At 41.2% G+C, this 21,164-nt stretch carries 13 protein-coding genes; all 13 read right to left on the reverse strand.

The genetic code is table 11. The features are described from left to right. The 13 genes from ACYTR8_RS05065 to ACYTR8_RS05125 all read right to left on the reverse strand — a co-directional run bounded on the left by ACYTR8_RS05065 (position 1) and on the right by ACYTR8_RS05125 (position 21,156). A complete protein-coding gene (locus ACYTR8_RS05065; RefSeq protein WP_479641771.1) occupies positions 1-822 on the reverse strand; it encodes an ABC transporter ATP-binding protein in 822 nt (273 codons plus the stop codon). Continuing rightward, entirely contained in the window at positions 819-1,841 is a 1,023-nt protein-coding gene (locus tag ACYTR8_RS05070) for a FecCD family ABC transporter permease (RefSeq protein WP_111717532.1), read from the reverse strand. Before ACYTR8_RS05070 ends, ACYTR8_RS05065 begins: the two co-directional genes overlap by 4 nt. A 1-nt stretch (position 1,842) precedes the next feature. After that, positions 1,843-2,727 carry a heme ABC transporter substrate-binding protein IsdE gene (gene isdE, locus ACYTR8_RS05075; RefSeq protein ID WP_479641772.1) on the reverse strand — a complete coding sequence of 295 codons (885 nt, stop codon included), beginning with the start codon at positions 2,725-2,727 and terminating at the stop codon, positions 1,843-1,845. Beyond that, a complete protein-coding gene (locus ACYTR8_RS05080) occupies positions 2,711-3,592 on the reverse strand; it encodes a heme-binding Shp domain-containing protein (protein WP_479641773.1) in 882 nt (293 codons plus the stop codon). Before ACYTR8_RS05080 ends, isdE begins: the two co-directional genes overlap by 17 nt. Before the next feature lie 214 nt (positions 3,593-3,806). Further along, the gene (locus ACYTR8_RS05085) at positions 3,807-7,631 is read right to left on the reverse strand and encodes an NEAT domain-containing protein (protein ID WP_479641774.1); all 3,825 of its coding nucleotides are present in this window, start codon (positions 7,629-7,631) and stop codon (positions 3,807-3,809) included. A gap of 200 nt (positions 7,632-7,831) precedes the next feature. After that, positions 7,832-9,307 (reverse strand): CHAP domain-containing protein, encoded by a 1,476-nt coding sequence (locus ACYTR8_RS05090; protein WP_479641775.1) that lies wholly within the window; start codon positions 9,305-9,307, stop codon positions 7,832-7,834. An 88-nt stretch (positions 9,308-9,395) separates the two neighbouring features. Continuing rightward, positions 9,396-10,496: an alanine racemase gene (gene alr / locus ACYTR8_RS05095; RefSeq protein ID WP_479641776.1), complete on the reverse strand. Its 1,101-nt coding sequence runs from the start codon at positions 10,494-10,496 to the stop codon at positions 9,396-9,398. Continuing rightward, complete coding sequence (acpS, locus tag ACYTR8_RS05100; RefSeq protein WP_003054927.1) at positions 10,493-10,849, reverse strand: holo-ACP synthase; 357 nt, start codon at positions 10,847-10,849, stop codon at positions 10,493-10,495. The genes alr and acpS overlap by 4 nt, the downstream gene beginning before the upstream one ends. A gap of 120 nt (positions 10,850-10,969) precedes the next feature. Next, positions 10,970-13,498, reverse strand: a complete 2,529-nt coding sequence (gene secA, locus ACYTR8_RS05105; protein ID WP_479641777.1) for a preprotein translocase subunit SecA — start codon at positions 13,496-13,498, stop codon at positions 10,970-10,972. A 135-nt stretch (positions 13,499-13,633) separates the two neighbouring features. Continuing rightward, positions 13,634-14,587, reverse strand: a complete 954-nt coding sequence (gene manA / locus ACYTR8_RS05110; RefSeq protein ID WP_479640248.1) for a mannose-6-phosphate isomerase, class I — start codon at positions 14,585-14,587, stop codon at positions 13,634-13,636. 93 nt (positions 14,588-14,680) lie between these two features. Continuing rightward, a complete protein-coding gene (scrK, locus tag ACYTR8_RS05115) occupies positions 14,681-15,565 on the reverse strand; it encodes a fructokinase ScrK (RefSeq protein WP_479641778.1) in 885 nt (294 codons plus the stop codon). A 274-nt stretch (positions 15,566-15,839) separates the two neighbouring features. Beyond that, positions 15,840-19,043: an endo-beta-N-acetylglucosaminidase EndoS gene (gene endoS / locus ACYTR8_RS05120; RefSeq protein ID WP_479641779.1), complete on the reverse strand. Its 3,204-nt coding sequence runs from the start codon at positions 19,041-19,043 to the stop codon at positions 15,840-15,842. Between the two features lie 229 nt (positions 19,044-19,272). After that, on the reverse strand, positions 19,273-21,156 hold the full coding sequence (locus tag ACYTR8_RS05125; protein WP_479641780.1) for a sucrose-specific PTS transporter subunit IIBC: 1,884 nt from the start codon (positions 21,154-21,156) through the stop codon (positions 19,273-19,275). Positions 21,157-21,164 lie beyond the last annotated feature (8 nt).

A 21,164-nucleotide genomic window follows, 5' to 3' on the forward strand; every position in this document is an offset into this window, starting at 1 on the left:
CTATGTCTCCTTCTGATTACTAATAACATCGGTCTCATTGACCAACGAGGTAATGACAAAGTTCCGTCCATCTTTTTCAACAAAAGGAAGATCAATATCAAACACCTCTCGGATAAATGTTTGTCCCACTAGTTCTCTGGGGTGGCCCTGTGCATAAAGACGACCATCTTTTAAGGCAATCAGGTGATCTGAAAGAGACAGGGCCTGATTAATGTCATGCAAAACCAAAACAATTGTTATCCCTAAGTCTTGATTAATTCTGGTAATAAGCCTCAGAATATCTATCTGGTACTTGATGTCTAAATAGGTGGTCGGCTCATCTAAAAAGATGATATCTGTCTCTTGAGCGAGAGCCATCGCAATCCACACGCGCTGTTGCTCCCCGCCAGACAGACACTGGAGATCACGGTAAGCATAATCACTTAACCCTGTCACCATTAATGCCCAGGCAATTCTCTCCTTGTCTTTCTTGCTCAAAGCCTTTAAGAAGGAGCAATGAGCTAGCCTAGCCATAGCAACCAATTCGCCAACTGTCAAATCATCTACTACCCTATGGTACTGATGCACTACGGCAGCTTTTTTAGCGAAGGCTTTCAGAGAAATCTTGTCTAATGCTTCCTGCTCCAGCCAAACCTGACCTTGTTTGACAGGAAGGTTTTTGGTTAACAGACGCAAAAGAGTCGACTTGCCACTGCCATTTGCCCCCATAATAGTCGTGATTTTGCCTTTTGGGATGGTAAAGTTTAGATCATCCAAGACAAGCCTTTCCTCATAGCCGAAAGAAAGGTTCTGAACCTTCATATGATAAGCAGTCTTTGTCATATCACATCAGACCTCCTTAACAAGTAAATAAAGTAAGGCCCGCCTATAATACTCATGATAATAGCTGGACTGATTTCCAAAGGATAGGCCAAACGTCTGCCTAGAGTATCTGCTAGCAAAAAAACAAAGGCTCCCAATAAGGCCGAAAATGGAATTAACACCTTATGTTTGCTTCCCACCAGTAAGCGACTGATATGAGGAACAATTAATCCTAAAAAAGAAACTACCCCAACTACTGACGTTGCTGCAGAAGCTAGTAATACCGCAATCAGAGATATCCCCAAGCGTAGTAGATGACCGTCCATTCCTAAATTGCGAATCACCTGATCATCTAGCAACAGCAAATCACAAATTCTCGAAAATAGCAGAGCTAATCCTAAACCGACAAGGGTGTAGGGAAGTAAGACGCCAACATCTACCCATGTTTTTTGGCTAATTTGCCCTGCCAATAAAGCATTGACTAAAGGACTTGCAGAAGCCGAAAAACTCGTTAAGGCAGTTGACAACCCCATAAATAAGGCATTGATAGCAATTCCAGTTAAAATAATACGGACAGGATGTAATCCCTTTTTCCATGCCAAACCATAAATGAGCAAGAAAGAGACTCCCCCTCCTAAAAATGATAAGATTGGCCCATATAGCAGCAGCTGCGGTAAGAGTAAACTGGACAGTAAAACCATAAAACTGGCACCACTACAAACCCCTATAATAGCAGGATCCGAAATCGGATTTTTCAAGACTGCTTGAAACAGTACTCCCGAAACAGCTATCCCAGCTCCTGCCAGTAAAGCAATGACAATCCTTGGAAACCGCAAATCGTAAATCAAAGCAACTTGAGAATCATAGGCCACAAAAAGACCCTTTACTATTGCCCCATAAGAAACCGATAAGCCCCCTAAGGAGAGGGCCACAGCACTCAAAATAAGCAAAGCCAAACATAACATGATGACGCAAATTGTTCTTTTCAACCGTTTTTTCGCATGAAAAGCTAGGTCTTGTTGTAAATCTAATGTTGCCATTCTATTGTTTACCCTCTACTTGGTCAAACATCTGAGCCAAGGTTTCCAAGGCCTCTGGGTAGTTGAATTTGGCACTCATGCCAAATAATTGATTATCCAAGTCATAAACCTTCTCTTTTTGGACTGCCTCAAAGTGTTTCCAAATATCATTTTCCGCAAATTCCTTATCAAACATACCTTTTACCTTATCCGGAATAGCATGTGCTATCCTTAAAATCAAGTCAGGTTTCTTAGCCAACATGTCTTCTGGGTTAGCTGATAAGAATTCTTTGTCGCTAGATTGGTAGACATTTTCACCACCTGCCAGCTCTAAGAGGTTGCCAACGTAGGACTGATTGGTAGCAATCAAGTAACGGCCTGGTAACCCCATAAGAATCAGCACTCTTGGTTTTTTCTTACCTTGACGCTGGGCTTGATAAGCTCGGTAAAAATCTTGGTAGTCTTTCCACAAGACCTTAGCTTCTTGTTGACGGTCAAACAATTCCCCTAACTCCTTAATGGACTGGTACATGCCCTCCACACTGCGTAAATTCAAAAAACCGTACTCGGTATCCAATTGTTGATACTTAGGTTCCAAATCTTCTTGCAAAGAATTTGGGCTTAAAATCCAAGTAGGCTTCAAAGAAGCTACAACTTCCATATCAGGATTCATGGGTAAGCCAACACGCTTGACCTCGTCATAACGTTTTGGAAGCTGATATAATTTGCTATCGCAAACCCCGACTAAGTCTAGGTTTAGACGATCACAAATATCGGCAACTGCAACCGAAGTCGCTACAATCCTCTGGCCATTAGATGCTTTTATTACCTTCGGGTGTTGATTGACACAAGCTGTTAAAAGAAGAACTATCATAGCTAGAGCCAATAACTTAAATTGTTTGATCATTCGTTTTTCTCTTTTTCCATATCCATAACACCATTCCACCTACTATCAAGATAAGAGTTGGGAGGTAATAAATAATGACCGGCAAAGTCTTCTGAGCAGGAGCCTTTGTTTGTTTCTTGTCTAATGAGGTCACCAATCCCACCTGAGACGATTCCTTGGAACCTGTTAATCTGGAAGATCCTTCTGCTTTAGCTTTTGATTTTGGTTTTAGTGGCTTGTTAGATGTTTTAGCTGCCTGAGCAATGGCTTTGTGTTCCTCTCTTGCCTTATTCTCAAAAACTTCTTTGGTGGCAGGAGTTTCTTGGTCCTGGGACTCAGTTCTGTCGGTTACCAATTGCGCTATCATATTGCCAGAATAACCTTCTTCAAGTCCAGCAGGAGAAAGGTAAAAAATCACCTCTCTTCCCATTGGTTCTACAAACATACTCCCCCGAATAACACTGTTGACATCGGGTAGGCTAATAGCGATATCTTTGGTTGTTCCATTATGATCTGTACCTTGTTGCGTTATGCTATAAGCTACTGCCTGAAAACTCCCTCTACCCCCAGGCTGCACCCAGAAATGGTAGTCTCCTGAAAAATCTGCTAAGCTCATACGAAAGGTTAACAACAAGTCTCCCGAATCTGAAGTCTCCAACATGCCATTTTGATAAACAGTCCCTTCAACCATTCCCTGACCAATGTCAAAAGAATGCTCCCCACCACTATCTTCAATATCTCCTGATACCGGATGACGATAATTTCTCTGAATGAGACAACTATAAATTTGTCCCCTATCCGCAAAAACCTGCCCTGCCATCACTGGTAATCCTAAGATAATCACTATTAACCCTTGCAGAATATGTTTTGTTACTGCCTTTGTCATTTCTTCCTCTCATCTATTTCTTTGTTGGTATCGCCTAGGTGTTACGCCAATTTAGCTGTTTTCTCTTGACTAAACACCCCTAATCCATCTATAAACCTATAAGACGCGAAAAACACACCTAGTCTTCGACCGCTCTAAATCAACGATTTCAGCACATCAATCATAGGCATGTTATTCGCTTTAACAAATCATCACTTAGTGTTTGTGAAGAAGCTTATTTGAATAATTTTTTTCGACCTAAAACTAAACCTAAAGCAGCAATGACAAATGTAGATAAACCAGCTATCAGATGGTAGCGATTAGGGCTATCTTTAAATTTTGGCAGTTGATCTGAACGACGTTTTGTCTCGCCCGATGTGGATTGTTTCCCTGTTGACTGCTCTTCGCCAAGTGAAGATTGATGATCAGAAACTAAGCGCTTCAATTTATCCGTCTTAGTTGACTCATCTTTTTTTGTAGCATCGTCTGACTTGGCTTGAGCAGACGGCTTCTTAGCTAGTAGGTCTGTTAAGTTAGCTATTCCAGCACCTGATGATTGACGAGGTACTGTTGAAGTTTCTTGTTTTGCAACTGGTTTATCTGTTGATGGACCTACAGGCAACGCTTCCCCAGTATTTCTTTGAGAAGGTTTTTCTTCTGTCATCTTGCTCTTGTCTGTTGTGAGGCTTTGCCAATCCAGCTGCATAAAGACCGTTTGGAAGCCTGAACCTTTTGAAATAGAATCCATAATAGGAACAAAAACTTGCAGTGGTACCAAACCATCTTTTTTAGCTTGTTCAATCAATTTAAAGCGAAGCACCTTAGGGTATTGTTTTCCATAAGCATCCTCAAGCGGATTACCTGTAGCATCGGTCACATAAGAAATGACCTCAGCTTTTTCCTTCTGACCGACAGGCTTTCCAGCTAAATCTCTTTGGTAACCGTCAAGGAAGAAACTCAATTCTTCAAGATACCCTGACATCTTACCAACTGTCATGCCCTTAAATTCAATTTCTAAGTAAGGTACCCCTTTTTCCACAATAAGGGTGACGCGGTGATTAATCGCCTTATTTGACATTGACTCTGATACCAGATCAGTCTTCAACATTTTGGCGTTGAGGTAGTAAACCCCATCTTTCAATTGATCCTTGTTAAGGGAGGATATTCCCTCTTGAGTCCCAGTTTCTTGTTTGGGTGCCTGTTCTTCTGTCACCAAAAGATCATTTGACACCAAATAGATGTGCTCGCGTTTCTTAGCAAATTCCTTGGTTAAAATGGCTTTACGAATACGATAAGTTCCTGCCCCTTTGAGAGCAAAACTTCCTTCTAATTCATCCTTAGGATCATTGGTCAAGACTTTTTCCTCGACTGTGACGTATTGACCATTTGATGTCTTCTTCTGCAACTGTACTAAAAGGGTCCAGTCGGCATTCATATCGTTTAACAACTTGACAATGTCCGAATCATTTCCTTTAAGACGACTTTGGTAGTCCTCTACCGAGGTGATATCCTTAACCGTATGAGAATCCGTTTTTTGTTCCCAATAATACAAATCTAACAAACTAAAGGCTTGCTGATAACGGATAACCTCACCGTCCAAGCGTGCGTCAATCTGAGCCACCTGTTTTTGTGGGTTTAATTTGTTGTCACCAACCAGTTCTTTCAATCCTTGACTAATTTTCTCCAAACGGTTAAAGCGTAGGTTTAAGTTGATTCCTTTAGCAGGAGCAAAGTCAGTTTCACTCAACGCTGACAACACGTTATTGAAAAGATTCACTCGTTTTAGCCGATGATTGGCCTTGAAAACTCCCTTAGGAAGGCTTGTTAGATGATTTGATGACAAATCAATAGTAGCAAGGTCCGGTAACTTGGCAAAATTAACTTTATCGACAGCTGTTAGTTGATTACGATTGGCTATCAAACTTTCTAACTGACTGAGCTGGTCCAAGCCGTCTGGTAACTCTGCCAATTTATTCTCCGAAAGATCAAGGAAGGTTAAGTTAGTCATAGGAGTCAAAGTGTGACTAGCAATGGTATCCAACTGATTTTCAGACAGGGCTAGCGATGTTAAACGAGATAAGCCTTTAAAGACACCGTTGCTAAGAGCGTTCATCCTGTTTTTAGACAGGTCTAGTTGATCCAACTGTGTCAGGGTTTCAAAGGTTCCCTCTTCAATACCCGACAGAACATTACTTGATAAATAGAGTTCTCTCAGCTGGCTATTATGAGCAAATGTTTCCTTGTCAAGAGCTGTTAAGAGATTGCTTCTCAAGTTCAAGAAACGCAACTGGTTCATCTGACTAAAGGTTTCCTTAGGAATAGTCGTAATCTGATTCCCTTCCAAATACAACTCAGTCACGTTTTTAACATGTTTCAAAAGAGAAATATCTGTCAAATCATAGTGGTCTAGTCGCAACTCCCCTTGAATTTGACCTAATTCAGCCACTGATAGTTTACCGTCTCCATCCAAGTCTTTGCCCAGCTTAACCAAGACCTTTTCAAGCCGCTCTGAACCGACTTCTTTTTCCTTGTCATCGATTTCTGCCTGATAGCCTGTCCATCCCTTGCTGATACTTGTCTCAAAGGTCATATCAAGTTTGGTGTATTTGTCATAGTGATGCAAGTCACTTTCTTGTCCACCCATAGCCGACACCAATACAGCACCTTTGTGTAATTTATCCAAATCATCAATAGGCATGGTAAATTCACTTCGGATATAGTTGTTATTAATATCTCGTTTCCCAACTTGGGTTCGGACCGCCCTTGGATAAGTCCCTTTGCTCTCAATTGAGAAATCAATCAAAAACTCTCCCAAGGCGGTATTGAGCATAGAAAGCTCCATTTTACCATCTTCTGTCACCACCAATTTGGCCTTTTTATCAAAAGCTCCTTGTAACATAGAGGATTCTTCCGTGTTCTCCTTGTTAGCCCTAAAGCTCAGGGTATAGGTCCCCGCAGTGAGATTATCGATAGATAAATCAGCCGTTTGATAAGCCTTAATAGCATCTTTCAAGAGACGGTAGGTATCCGCAAGTAACTTGCTGTCTTTAATATCTTTGTAAGATTCTTTAATCACCTGAAACTTCTCAGACAAGTCCTTGACCAACTCTTTATTGCTTTCTTTTTCGATAATGGCATTCGCTTCTGCCATAGTTCTTTCCAGCAATGTCATATCCAGTTCTGATGACAGATTTTCATCAGGGCTTGTGCTTTGCTTTTGTTTAGCCGACACAAAATGATAGTGACCGTCTTTTCTGGTAACAGTAATCAGAATATCTTCATATCCTTTAGAAGACAGGACAATCTTATTTTGCCCATCTTTAAACGCTTTGGTTCCAAGGTAAAGCCCCTTCATATTAGATACAAATCCCTGAGTACCCTTAACAGCATCCGAAATCAAATCCTTGTACAGTTCGCCATTAACCCTAATTTCTGTGATTTGCTGAATAAAGCTTTTCAGTTGCTTATGATCAGAATAACGGTCAATTTCTGGAAATAAAATCGCCCCATCTTCTTCAACAAGTTTTGTAATCAATGACAAGTCATCAGCTGTTTGACCAGACGGAGCACTCTCGGTCTCAGCTTTTTTTGTTGATTTGTTATCAAGAACAGTGTCTTGATTAACGTCTTCTAGCGAATCTGTTGTTTCTAGTTTATGAGCAGACAAAAAGGTCACTTTATTACCGGTTTTTTCAAAGTTGACTAAAATCCCACCATCCTTTTTATTGACAATAATCAAGTCATGCTTGCCATCTTTTATTAGCTTAGCATTTACCTTAATCCCTTGATAATTGATGTCAAAACTACGGTCACCTTCTAATCCTTTTTCGTAAATGTCCTCATCAAGAATAATCTTCTCAATATGTTTATAGTATTGTTTTCCCGCTGATTGTTCAGCGTAAGGGCCAATCTCTTCAAACAAGAGAACATCCTGAGTTAGTTTCACCGTCGTGACAAGCTGCGACGGAACCAAACGTTCTTCGGAATTAACGATTTGACTAGAATGCGCCAGCAATAGAGCTGACATTGCCACAAGTGCGTATTTGCTGATTTTTTTCATTTTCAATCAACTTTCTAAAAATTTTATAAATATATGAACTTTTTTGTTAACTGCACTTAATTTAACACTTTGTGATTACTTTGTCAAGACGATTTTAAGAGCGCTTTCTCAGACAGATTAGCTTTTATCAAACCTATACAACTCAAAAAAGACCCAACTCTCATTTAAGAGAATTGAGTCTGGAGAAAAGTGATTAGCGTTTATTTTTTACCGACCACATATGTCAATTGGTCTGCTTGTTGAGCAGTGAATGTTCTGTAGGATACTTTCCCTAAGCCTATGCAGTTAGATTCTGAGATAAGGATAGAGCCGTCTTTTCTGACATCTTCCACAATGGAGACATGGCCGTACATCCCATCAGCACCAGCTTGACCTGGCGCAAAAGATATTGCATAACCAACTTTTGGTGTCTTAGAAAGAGCATAACCTGCCTTGTATTTCCAGTCCCCACCATTTCCCATGAATGGATCGAACTGGTAGCCCAGTTCCTTGGCGCGGTTATAAACATACCAAGTACATTGACCCCAAGCGTAACTAGATGCTTGATAACTCAAAACATCGTAACTCTTAGAGAGTTTGTAGCCCGTTGGCACTTCTGCAAAGCTCGAAGAAGATTGAATTTTCAATTCTGCTGGGATAGCTGGGGTACCTCCATGGGCATCAATCCATTCATCCATGTCTTCCATGATTTGGGCACGACGTTTACCACTTCCAGTGATGTCAGTAAAGTAAACCCCACCGTCAGTCGCAAAGTTCAACTGTCCTAGTGAGAACTTAGCAGCTTTTGCATCTTGAAGCGCAAAATTAGTATTTTTATTCTTGATGATGGTTTCTTGAGTCATTTTAATGATAGCCACATCATCGTTAAATTTACTCGCCTGTGTTGGGTCTATGTCAAAGGCCGCATAACCAAACATATTAGCACCAAGTAAGGTAGCAACACCTTTGGTTCCCAAAGAACTTTCTGACATGGCAATAGCAACAATGGCACGGACATCTAGTCCACTTTTTTTCTCCCATTGCAACAATTTCTCACCATTGATGCGAGTTTTATCATAAGAAATGCCTGTTGATTTCAAATAACCATCAATTTGCTCTGCTTTGATGCCATAACGACGGGATAAGAGATTATGCGTATAAGCATCTTTACCACTCCAATGCTCCACATAGGCCGCATAAGTATTAACAGATGGAAATACTGGTATCTCCAAATTTAAATCAGAGGCAAAAGGTGACCACGGAAGAGGTGTCACAGCTGCCGGAACTTGTGGAGCAGGGCTAACGGGAACAGGGTTTTCCTGAGGTGTTTTAGATGGCTCTTGACTGCTAGGAGACTTGGCTTGTCCTTGATCTTGACCAGGAATAGTAGCATTTGGTGTTGTTGCTTGATCTGTTTGGTCTTCAAGTTCTGGACGAGTAGGCTCTGCAGGATCAAGAACATCAGATTTGGCAGAAGTATCATCTGATGAAACATGGTTAGTTTGATCTTCTGTCGTCACATTAGAGTCTTTTTCTTTCTGAGAGTCCGAGTCATTACTTGTGATGTCATCAGTGGTTGTCGCAGTTGCTTGATTGACTTCAGGCAAAGCATCCTGAGCTAATACTGTCACACTTCCAGCGGTTGGAGCTAAAAGGCTTAGTAGCATCATCACTCTTAATAACTTGTTTTTATTCATGTATTAATTAACTACTTCTTTCTAGTTTTCTACACTTTATTATAACACTAAGGAGAAGTAAAATGCAATCATTTTTTGTGCTATTATTCTAATACACCCTTGGAACACGATCACTAAGGAGACATAGAACCTCATAATTAATAGTGTTACGATAGTTTGCGATATCTGTTGCAGAAATCACTTTTTCTTGGTCTTGACCAATCAGGGTAACCTTTGTTCCAAGCGGATAGGCTCTAGGAAGGCGGATGGTCATCTGGTCCATAGAGACCCGACCAATGATTTCACAGGTTTGCCCTTCAACAAGCACAGTGAAGCCTTGCATATCCCGCGTCCATCCATCTGCATAACCAATGGGCACCGTCCCCACATATTCGCTAGTCTGAGCTTTGTAGGTTGCTCCATAGCCTACCGTCTCACCAGGGGCGATTTCCTTAACATGCACCAAGACAGATTCTAAATTAAAGGCTTCTTTTAAGGGGAATGGCAGAGCTAACTCTGAACCGCTTGGGTTTAACCCATACATGACAATCCCTAAACGAACCGCATTAAAAATAGTCTCACTGTGCCAAAGACTAGTCGCTGAATTGCTAGCATGAACCAAACTTGGCTTGTCGGCAAGCTGATCAACCAAATTGGCAAAGAAAGCCAGTTGCTGCTCAAACTTTACGGTATCAGCTTCATCAGCTGTGGCAAAATGAGTGAAAATCCCTTCAACTTCTGCCCCCATGCTCTTCAAGCCGGCAATCAGGTTATCAACTTCTGTTACTGAGCGAAGCCCGATTCGTCCCATGCCTGAATCAATTTTGATATGGACCTTAAGCTCTTTCAAATCTGGCCATCCTTGCTTGGCCATCGCCAACCACTCTAAACTAGCCACTGTCACTGTAACCTGATGAGTAATCGCCAACTCTAGCTCATTTGGCAGCAAAACCCCGAGAATTAAAATCTCTTTATCAATACCTGCTTGACGTAATTGCAAGGCCTCATCAAGATTTGACACACAGTACCCATCCACTTGAGGGAGAAGTGCTTTTGACACCTGGACAGCACCATGACCATAAGCATCCGCCTTGACAACTGCATACGTTTTTACCCCTAGTGGAATATGCTCTTGGACACTGGCAACATTCTCCTTAATAGCTTGTAAATTGACCCTTGCAACTGTTGGGCGATGGAAACTCGAAATCATTTGTTTTCCTCCAAAATAACACTGGCTTGTACATAGTCTCCGCTATGTGAAATGCTGATAAATACTCTGCCTTCAAAAGGAGATTGGGTTAATAAGGGACGTCCCTTGGCATCATTTAAGATTTCAATATCTTGAAAAGTAAGCTGCCCAATACCTGTTCCCATAGCCTTGGCAAAGGCCTCTTTGCCTGCCCAACGACCCGCCAAATAACTGATTTGACGCTTATAGGGATACCCCTCAAAAACAGCCATTTCTTGCTTGGTCAACACTTTTTGCGCAAAGCGAGGATTTCTTTGATAAACCTTTTCAACGGCTGACATATCTTGTAAATCTATTCCATGTCCAACAATCATTTTTTGTTTCTCACCTTTTATCTCGTTTTTTGGAACAAAGACCTAAACAGTGAGAAGCCGAGAAAATTTCCCAGCTTCTTTCTAGTATCATGATCATGTCATGAGGCTACTATACTCTCTTTAGAAAGCTCTGCGGCCATGACAATTTTTGAATTTTTTACCTGAACCACATGGGCAGGCAGCATTACGCTCAACTTTTGAGAAATCAACATCTCCCTCTCTACCGTCAACAAAAGCCTGTGATTGAATGTTTTGAGGTGCTGCTGTTGTGGCATATTGACTCGCACGTTCACGTTCTTGTTCGTGAATTTGCGCTTTCATCATGGTACGGGTCACATCAAATTCGATGGCACCAATCATGTCCTGGAACATTTTGAAGCCTTCTGCTTGATACTCTACCACAGGGTTATTTTGAGCATAACCACGCAGACCAACAGCATTGCGGAGCTGGTCCAAAGCATCAATGTGTTCTGTCCATTTATTGTCCACAATCATCAAAATCAATACTTTTTGGAATTCGATAATAGCTTCTTGATCGCGAAGTTTTGAGACTTGTTGATCATAGATGGCAAGAGCTCTTTGATAGAGGGTTTCTTTGATTTGATCATCTTTCAAGCTACGTAACTCTTTAGCACTGATAGACTCTTCTGGAACAAGTGACGTGCGTGCAAAGGTCACGATGGCATCCACAGCATCCTTACGATTGCTACGTGAATGAGCGTCAACCGCACGGTCAATGGTTCGCTTAATCATAGCTTTGATTTCTGGACCAAGGTCGCGGTTGGCAGTGATAACATCACGACGGTTAGCGTAAATAATCTCGCGTTGCTCACGCATCACGTCATCGTACTGCAAAACTTGTTTACGGGTATCGTAGTTGTTCCCTTCAACACGTTTTTGAGCAGATTCGACTTGGCGTGCCAACATACCTGACTTGATGACTGTATCTTCTTCGTCTAATTTCATACGGTCCAAAAAGGCCTTGATACGGTCTGAACCAAAACGTCTCATCAAATCATCTTCTAGTGATAGGTAGAATTGTGACTCACCTGGATCACCTTGACGTCCTGAACGGCCGCGAAGCTGGTTATCAATACGACGGCTTTCGTGACGTTCAGTACCAATCACGCAAAGCCCACCAAGTTCACGAACGCCTTCACCCAGTTTAATATCGGTACCACGACCCGCCATATTGGTGGCAATGGTCACCGCTCCACGCTGGCCAGCATTCATAATGATTTGTGCTTCTTTGAAGTGATTTTTAGCATTTAAGACTTCGTGAGGAATACCAGCTTCCACCAATTTGCGAGAAATTAAGTCACTTGTCTCAACAGCAACGGTACCAACAAGGATTGGTTGTCCTTTATCATGACGCGCTTTGACATCTGCTACCACAGCTCTGAACTTAGATTCTAGAGTTGGGTATAGTAAGTCCGTGTGGTCAATACGCGCAATCGGGCGGTTAGTTGGAATTGGAATGATGCGCATGTTATAAACTTCGCGGAATTCCTCTTCTTCAGTTTTAGCGGTACCCGTCATCCCTGCCAATTTTTTGTACATACGGAACATGTTCTGGTAGGTAATTGAGGCACTGGTTTTTGATTCTTCTTGGATACGAACGCCTTCTTTGGCTTCAATAGCTTGGTGCAAACCATCTGAGAAACGACGACCTTCCATCGTACGACCAGTAAATTGGTCGACAATGAGAATTTCACCATCTTCGCTGACCACATAATCGATGTCTAACAACATGATATAGTTGGCACGAAGGGCATTATCAATAAAGTGAGTTAAGGCAACATTTTCAATATCATACAGATTGTTTAAATTAAAGTAACTTTCCGCCTTGTCAATCCCTGAATCACTCAAACCAATTGTTTTGGTTGGGACGTCAATGATGTAATCATCTACTGTCAAGGTTTTCACAAACATATCTGCACGGATATACAATTGATTGGTTTCTGAGCTAACAGCTCCTGAAACAATCAAAGGTGTTCTCGCTTCGTCAATCAAAACGGAATCGACTTCATCGACTAAGGCAAAATTGAGCGGGCGCTGCACCATATCCTCTTGACGGACAACCATGTTATCACGCAAATAGTCAAATCCGACTTCAGAGTTAGTTGAGTAGGTAATGTCACAGTTGTAAGCTTCACGTTTTTCTGCCGGAGATTTCGCTGCTAAGTTAATCCCCACAGAAAGGCCTAGCCAACTATACACTTCACCCATTTCAGTCGCATCACGGGTTGACAAATACTCGTTGACAGTGATAACGTGAACGCCTTCGCCTGCAAGGGCATTGAGGTAAACAGGCATGGTCGCAGTCAAGGTTTTCCCTTCACCGGTACGCATTTCAGGCACATCTCCGTTGTGAAGGACAACTCCCCCCATAATTTGAACACGGTATGGATACAAACCAAGCACGCGTTTTGAAGCTTCACGGACAACCGCAAATGCTTCGGGAAGTAATTGTTCAAGGGTTTCCCCTTTTTGATATCGCTCTTTAAATTCTGGTGTTTTTGCTTGTAGATCTCTATCTGATAATGACGCCATGTGGTCTGCGTAAGATTCTACTTTTCTTGCAATTTTTTCTAATTTTCTTAGTTCGCCTTTGTCATTTTCGATGACTTTGCGTAGAATATTGGCCATTCTCTTTCCTTTCGATCGTCTAATCATTTCATTCTAACATAAATAGGCAGGCAGTTCAAGAAATCATGATAAAGATATCAAAGAAAAAGGAAACCTAAAGCGCTTCCTTTTTCTTCTCATTTTTCTGCCATGAAATTACATCGGATGGTTGGGATGACTGACAATCATTTCCAATTGTCCATCGAATGACCATGACTTCACATCGTTTGGCAAGATAAAGTGCATGCCTTTCTCCAAGTCATAAGCCTCTTGGTCAACATACAGTTTTCCTTGACCATTTAAGACACTGACGAGCAGATAAGGGGCAGACTGTTTCATATCCACCATTTGACTCGTTAACCACTTGTAAACAGTGAAAAATGGTGTTGATACTAAGGTTGTTGCTGTGATATTATCTAAAACCATGGTGGCAGGCACACTGTTTTCAGGCTTACCAATAGTTAAAACATCAATTGATTTTTCAATGTGTAGGTCACGACGATTGCCATTGGCATCTTTGCGATCAAAGTCATACACTCGATAAGTGGTATCAGAGGATTGCTGAGTTTCTAAAATAAGAATCCCCTTGCCAATCGCATGCATGGTGCCGCTCGGAACATAGAAAAAATCCCCTGCTTTAACTGGTATGCGAGTCAGTAAATCATCCCAATCGCCAGCTTCAATCATGGTACGAAGTTCTTCTTTAGACTTGGCTTGATGGCCATAAACAATTTCTGAACCTTCTTCGGCGGAAATAATATACCAGCATTCTGTCTTGCCTAATTCCCCTTCATGCTCAAGTCCATAAGCATCATCAGGGTGAACTTGGACACTTAGCCAGTCATTAGCGTCCAAAATCTTAGTCAATAAAGGAAAGACATCTTCTTTAGGATTACCAAATAAAGCAGGCTCAGCCGCATATAATGTGTTTAGAGGTTGGCCATTATAACGCCCATTCATTACCGTTGAAACGCCATTCGGATGAGCAGAAATAGCCCAATACTCACCAGTTGTTTCGCTTGGAATGTCGTAAGAAAAGACATCTCTTAACTTGGTTCCTCCCCAAATTCTATCATGCATGGTTGATTTTAGAAATAATGGTTCTGACATAAGTTTCCTCGTTTCTGATAGTATTCTTTGTTTATTATAGCACGTTCTGCTGAGCTCTGCTTTCTTTTTCCTAACCAGCAAAAAGGATATTTCCTACTTGCCTTCTGCCGCCCATTTAGCTAAGGCAAAATTGCCCAAGGTAGCAGAGCCATTATCAGCAACTGCTGGCGTGACAATATAGTCTGGCAAATCAGGGACAGGAAGATAGTCATTTAAGAGGGTTTTAAATTTTTCGTGCACGCGCATTACCATATGGTCTTGCGCCATAACACCACCTCCAAAAACAATCACTTGTGGTCGATAGAGCATTGTCGCTTGTAGGGCTGCTTGGGCAATATAAAAAGCTTGAACATCCCATACACTGGCATCCTGTTCAATCAATTCACCCCTTGTTCCTGTTCTAGCTTCAAGACTAGGGCCAGAAGCCATGCCTTCTAGACATCCCTTATGGAAAGGACAAACACCCAGAAAGCCATGTTCCACATCCTCTGGATGGGCCATGACATAGGTATGCCCTGCTTCCGTATGACCTAATCCTCCAACAAATTCACCTTTTTGAATGGCTCCAGCACCAATACCGGTACCAATCGTATAGTACACCAGACTTTCTACACCTGGACGAGCAAGGGCTTCGCCATAAGCAGAGCTGTTGACATCTGTCGTCACATCAAAAGGAATCTCAAAAGCGGTAGACAACTGCCCCAGCAAGTCTACGTTAGCCCAGCCTGGCTTAGGAGTGGTTGTGATATAACCGTAAGTCTCTGACGACGGATCAATATCAATTGGCCCAAAAGAGCCAACCGCAATACCAGCCAAATCAGCCTCGAAAGCTTTAAAATATGCGATGGTTTGCGCAATCGTTTCCTCTGGTGTTGTGGTCGGAAATTGTGTTTTATCCACCACTGTAAACTCCTCATCACCCACGGCGCAAACAAACTTTGTCCCGCCGGCTTCAATACTTCCATATAATTTTCCCATATTTTCTCCTTTTTATAATTATCCTTATTATAACAAAAGCCTTGCTAGAAGCAGGCGTTGCTCATGCGAAAACATTCCCTCTGCTATTTTACCCTGCCTCAGTTTAGCACTAAAATCTACAAAAGACTAAAAACCTGGGACTATCAATCTCAGATTTTTAGTTATCCTTTACGAGCTAATATGAGAAACACTGTTTCTAAAAATTTCGCATTACTTAATAAACGGTCCAATAATTACTAACATCCTCACCTTTCGGGAAAGCTTATATCTCCCACTACTTAACAAAGGACTTTACTGTTCTCGTGATATTGGTCAATTCGCCAATTAACCCCAACAGGTCTTTATCATATTCGCGGTCAGCCAATTTAGCATCAATCTTACTATTAAGATGAGCAGCTTTTCCTATTAAATCTTTCAACTGTGCCATCTCTTCAACAGTCACACTTTCTGCCTTCACTCCGTTTACTGCTGCCCGATAATCTTCTGTGGCTTTAAAGGCAGTTTCTTTATTCTTTTCATAGGCTAAGCATTCATCAACAACGTTTTTCAGGGCTTCCACATTCGTATTGATAACTCCTGTATCAAACAACTTGCTATTTAAAGAAGCTTCTACAACTGCTTCTTTTGCTGTTAACTCATCGAGAAGCTGTTGGGGAAACTTATCCTTCTGTTGAGACAACTCTTTAGCAACAGTTACTGTTTTCATGATAGTGTCAGCGTTAGGTAACGGATAACCTAGAATTTGCAGTTCAGGGAGGGAAACATAACCATATTGATCTTTCTTGTTGTCAACGGTTACTCTCCAGTACTTGGCACTAATATTATCCAGTGAATGACTAAATACCTTTTCTTCCCCTGAATAGGTTGAAACGGTTACCCAATTATCTGGTTTTTCCAAAATCGTTTTCACGTCTGCCTCAGCATTAAGCTGGCCTGTAAAGACTTCCAGTTTTGCTTCCTTGATATAGTCTTTTTTATCTTTACTGCTATCATTGAAAAGGCGCCAGTATTTAGCTAAGCTAGGATCTTTAATTTCAAAGATAATGGAAGATTTATTGTTAAACGATAAAGGATTATATTCCATGATGCCATTAAAAACTTTTTGGGCATTTTCATCATTTTCACTCTTAATAACTGTTGCGCCTTCTGCCAAATTAACCATCATGGTTTTTTCGTCACCAACAATCACTTTGGCAGTATGAACAGCTTTTGTTTTATCTGTTGGGCTAAAAAAGTCAACTTTATAGGTCTCTTCTTTATCAGTTGCTAGCATTTTGTCAGTAGTGGTTCCCAGGGTGGAATCTGTTACTTTAACGGTATAGTTATCATAAGAAACTTTAAAGTTATTGTAAGGATAGTCTGGGTCAACAAAGTTACGTCCAGCAATTTTCTGATTTCGGTAAGTCTTATAGTCTGCTTCGCTATTAATTAGAGTTCCTTGATTCGTAATAGTTCCAAACAAAAGCTGATGTTGTAAATCAATTTTCTCCTGTCTTACTGGTAACTGTAGGTTAGTTGCCCCGTAGGTTTGTGGATAATTCCCGGCAGGTTTTTGGTTATCAAATTTAATGCTCTGTTCACTGATGCCAGCATTATTGTTAACAGTTGATAGCATCACATCAAAAATCTGGCGATTTTCTGTTTTTGGAGCTAAATCAAGTTTGTTGTCAGAAATATCAACTTTTTCTAAAGACGTTAGAGTAGCGGCATCAATACCAGCCAAGGTCTCACGGTCAAAACCTGACAAATCTAATTCTTTCAGACCAGTTAAACCAGAAACAGTTAGAGATACTGGCGGAATAATAGCAGGTTCTTCTTTGCCATTCTTTTTATAGGTTTCAAGAACTGTTTCCAAGGTATCTTTGCCTGGTTTCATATTAGCTGGTAAAACAGATTGGTCAAGCTTTATAATGCGAGATAAGCCAATCAAGTCTAATTGAGCTAATTTTTTAAACTTATTTAGACCTTCTAAACTTTGAATCGCTGGATTATCCAATCGCAATGTGCCATTGAAACGTTCCAAATCACCTTTTCTGGTTCCAACCTGCGCCATCACAGCTTCTCGCAACGCCTTATCCGGAAAATCTTTCTCATCAATCAAATCATACGCTTTATCTTTTAGCATAACTGTCTTTAATGTCTTGGAGACACTATAGTTTGAGTGGAAAATGTTGTCAGTAATTTCTGAAATCTGAGGCCGATTATTTTTCACACTCTGTTTGTCTTTTTCAGCTATTTGTTTAGGTTGATGAGCTACACCATCGCGGTCAATGGCATAGGAGAAAATCCCTCCTTTAACACCACCTGTTTTAGGTTGCCACCTTGCATATCGTTCTGCACGAGTTCCAGTTATATCATCGTTAATTCCATTTGCCGTGTCCTCGTCCTTTCGAGCATTAATATCATACCAAAGATTGCCACTGCCTGCTTTTTCCTCATAGAAAGAAAAACCAATCATGTATTGTTCAGGGCGTATATACTTGCTGTAACCTTGCCATCGTTCTTCAGGGGTTTTCGTCACTGATTTGGTATCATTTTGAAACTCACCTTGTTCTCCTTGGGAACCATAGACCTGCACCAATAACAAATCAATATAAGGAGCTCCTCGCTCAATCAATGGGTTTTTATCAGCCATGTAGGTGCTATCCATGATAAACAGACGCGATTTATCAGCACCTTTTGGTCCAATTAATTTCCCAATCTCTTCAAAAACATCAATAGATCGCTTGAGATTTTCGTCACTAGCTTCTCCATTTACCTTCGGGATACTATCATGTTCAATATCCACATCTAAGCCATCTAGATTGTATTTATAAACATATTCATCAACAATAGCTTTGGCTAAAGCTTTATTCCCCTCGGGTGTATTTGGATATTTACTAGCATCTTCTGCAATGCCGCTGTTATCTCCACCAGCTAAGAAGCGCCATGGAATGGTACGAATGACACGTGTTCCTTGCTTATTTAACTTTGGCACATGTTTGGTGGCTAATTCTTTCCAAAAGAGACTATAGTCTTTTGTCCAATCATGAAAAACAAAGGCAAGATCTACTTCTTTAGGAAGCTCCCCCATTGAATTAACTTTATCTTTTTCCAACGGATCAGATGTCTTATCATGCCAAGTTCTAAAATAACCACCATAAAGAGGTCCATTTAATGGTTTCATTGGTATTTTATCAGGAACTTTCATTTCGGCAAGTTCTTGAGCTTGTTTGTTGGCCTGCTGAGCCTTTGATAATATCTCTTTAACCTTTTCTGGTACTTTTTCTTTTGAAAGCTCCTCTTTAAATTCTTTTTTACTGTTTTCAGACAAGTAATGCAAGTCATCAATAGACGTACCCGTTTGACTAACTTGAGTTATCTTCTCCTCCGCTTTTACAGAAATGAGTGAATCATGGTGGGTCCCTAAAATTGCTCCCATCAATGTTGCAGAACAGACACACCCCAGTGTTCTTTTAACCAACAAACGTTTATCCATTTGGACACTCCTTATTTTTGATACCAAGTCGTGGCTTCTCGGTTGTTACTCCGGAATTGTAAGCGCATTCCTTTGGTTCGCCTATAGTATAACAACACCTTCTCAAAAAAAACAAGGTACAAAGTATAGGTAAAATAACACAAATTTAAGGTTTTTAGGATGCTATCATTTTCTTGTTATTTTTCATCACTTACATGGAAAAAGAGTTGATTATCCAACTCTTTTCACTTTATCTTACAATTGCCAGTTGATCACCAACCGCAACTTTTCCTTGAGCTAGGAGATTAATGTTGTGGTAGTCGTTACTGTTGGTTACGATTATCATCGTTGTATCATCCAATCCTGCCTGCGCAATCTTGGTAGAGTCAAACTGTCCAAGAAGGTCACCTTTTTTCACCATCTGTCCTGCTGTCACAAGAGAAACAAAACCATCTCCCGCCATTGAAACAGTGTCAATGCCAATATGGAGTAATATTTCTGCTCCCTGGGTTGAAGTAATTGCGTAAGCATGACCTGTTTCAAAGACAATTTCAACTTTGCCATCAACTGGTGAGTAGAGGGCGTTATCTTCTGGCTTAATTGCTAAGCCTTGACCCATAGCACCTGATGAAAAGACAGGGTCTGAAACAGCTGCTAAATCTACAACCGTTCCATTCAAAGGACTATATAAAGTTTCCTCTGCCAGGGCTGTCTGATCAGGCGTTTGATCAACTTCGACAGCTGGTAACGGAAGGGCTTCTCTATCTTGATAACCCCAAATATAAGCAATCGCAAAGGCTACCCCAAGACCGACAAGCATAGTCACAAGGTATTGTAATAATTGGCCATTCAAGTAAAGGAGAGTTCCTGGTAAGACCGTAATCCCAAAACCAGTTCCTGCAATGCCAAAGAGCCCAGCAACCCAACCACCTAAGGCACCACCAATAAGACCTGAAACAAAGACTTTTGGATAACGGAGATTGACCCCAAAAATAGCTGGTTCAGTAATCCCTAAAAGAGCTGACAAGGTTGATGGAAAGGCCAGACCTTTTAGTTTTGTTGATTTGGTTTTAACAGCAACAGCTAAGGTAGCTCCAGCTTGAGCAGCTGTTGCTGCTGTTAGGTAAGCATTGAAAGGATCTTTTCCGGTATTGGCAATTAGCTGCGCTTCCAAGAAGTTAAAGATATGGTGAATACCAGTCACTACGATTAATTGTTGGATTCCCCCAACAATCAAGCCTGCAATACCAAACGGCAAATGCAAGACGGCCTGTGTCCCAGCCAGAACAAGGTTTTCAAGAGAATGGAAGACTGGTCCAATCACGAATAACCCTAAAGCACTCATAATAGCAAACGTTAAAAATGGTGTGACCAATAAGTCCAAAGCTTCTGGCACTCGTTTATGTAACCATTTCTCAAGCTTCGCCCCTACCAGACCAACAAAGAAGGCTGGCAACACAGTTCCCTGGTAACCAACAACAGGAACGAATCCAAAGAAAGTAAGTGGTTTAACATCCCCACCAGAGGCAACTACCCAGGCGTTTGGCAATTCATTAGACACCAACATCAAGCCTAAAACAATACCGATAATAGGGTTACCCCCAAATACCCTAAAGGCTGACCAAGCCACTAAAGCTGGCAAGTAGACAAAGGCAGTATCCGTTAGGATGCGGGTATACATGAGGAAGTTTTCTCCGTATTCATGTACTCCAAACAAATCCATGATGGCTGGCTGAGTCACCAAGCCACGAACACCCATAAAGAGACCTGTTGCCACAATAGCTGGAATAATAGGAACAAACACATCCCCAAACGTACGAATCGCCCGTTGGAACACATTGCCCTGCTTAGCAGCTTCTGCCTTTTGCTCACTAGTAGATGATGTTGGTAAACCAAGAGCAACGACTTCGTCATAAATTTTATTAACGGTACCTGTCCCAAAAATCATCTGATATTGACCAGAGTTAATGAAAGCTCCCTTTACTTTATCAATAGCTTCTGCTTTTTCCTTATCAATCTTTCCTTCATCATGAACCATCACGCGAAGGCGAGTTGCACAGTGGGCAACACTTCTCACATTTTCTCGGCCACCTAAAGCCTCAATCACTTCAGTTGCAATCTGACGATTATCCATGGCTACAA

It is taken from the genome of Streptococcus sp. F2 (assembly GCF_056500955.1).

Excerpts from the sequence above, each read along its gene's own strand:
- scrK (WP_479641778.1), bottom strand. The coding sequence starts at position 15,565 with ATGGGAAAATTATATGGAAGTATTGAAGCCGGCGGGACAAAGTTTGTT.
- ACYTR8_RS05070 (WP_111717532.1), bottom strand. The coding sequence starts at position 1,841 with ATGGCAACATTAGATTTACAACAAGACCTAGCTTTTCATGCGAAAAAA.
- isdE (WP_479641772.1), bottom strand. The coding sequence starts at position 2,727 with ATGATCAAACAATTTAAGTTATTGGCTCTAGCTATGATAGTTCTTCTT.
- ACYTR8_RS05090 (WP_479641775.1), bottom strand. The coding sequence starts at position 9,307 with ATGAATAAAAACAAGTTATTAAGAGTGATGATGCTACTAAGCCTTTTA.
- ACYTR8_RS05085 (WP_479641774.1), bottom strand. The coding sequence starts at position 7,631 with ATGAAAAAAATCAGCAAATACGCACTTGTGGCAATGTCAGCTCTATTG.
- endoS (WP_479641779.1), bottom strand. The coding sequence starts at position 19,043 with ATGGATAAACGTTTGTTGGTTAAAAGAACACTGGGGTGTGTCTGTTCT.
- secA (WP_479641777.1), bottom strand. The coding sequence starts at position 13,498 with ATGGCCAATATTCTACGCAAAGTCATCGAAAATGACAAAGGCGAACTA.
- ACYTR8_RS05065 (WP_479641771.1), bottom strand. The coding sequence starts at position 822 with ATGACAAAGACTGCTTATCATATGAAGGTTCAGAACCTTTCTTTCGGC.
- ACYTR8_RS05125 (WP_479641780.1), bottom strand. The coding sequence starts at position 21,156 with ATGGATAATCGTCAGATTGCAACTGAAGTGATTGAGGCTTTAGGTGGC.
- ACYTR8_RS05080 (WP_479641773.1), bottom strand. The coding sequence starts at position 3,592 with ATGACAAAGGCAGTAACAAAACATATTCTGCAAGGGTTAATAGTGATT.
- alr (WP_479641776.1), bottom strand. The coding sequence starts at position 10,496 with ATGATTTCGAGTTTCCATCGCCCAACAGTTGCAAGGGTCAATTTACAA.
- acpS (WP_003054927.1), bottom strand. The coding sequence starts at position 10,849 with ATGATTGTTGGACATGGAATAGATTTACAAGATATGTCAGCCGTTGAA.
- manA (WP_479640248.1), bottom strand. The coding sequence starts at position 14,587 with ATGTCAGAACCATTATTTCTAAAATCAACCATGCATGATAGAATTTGG.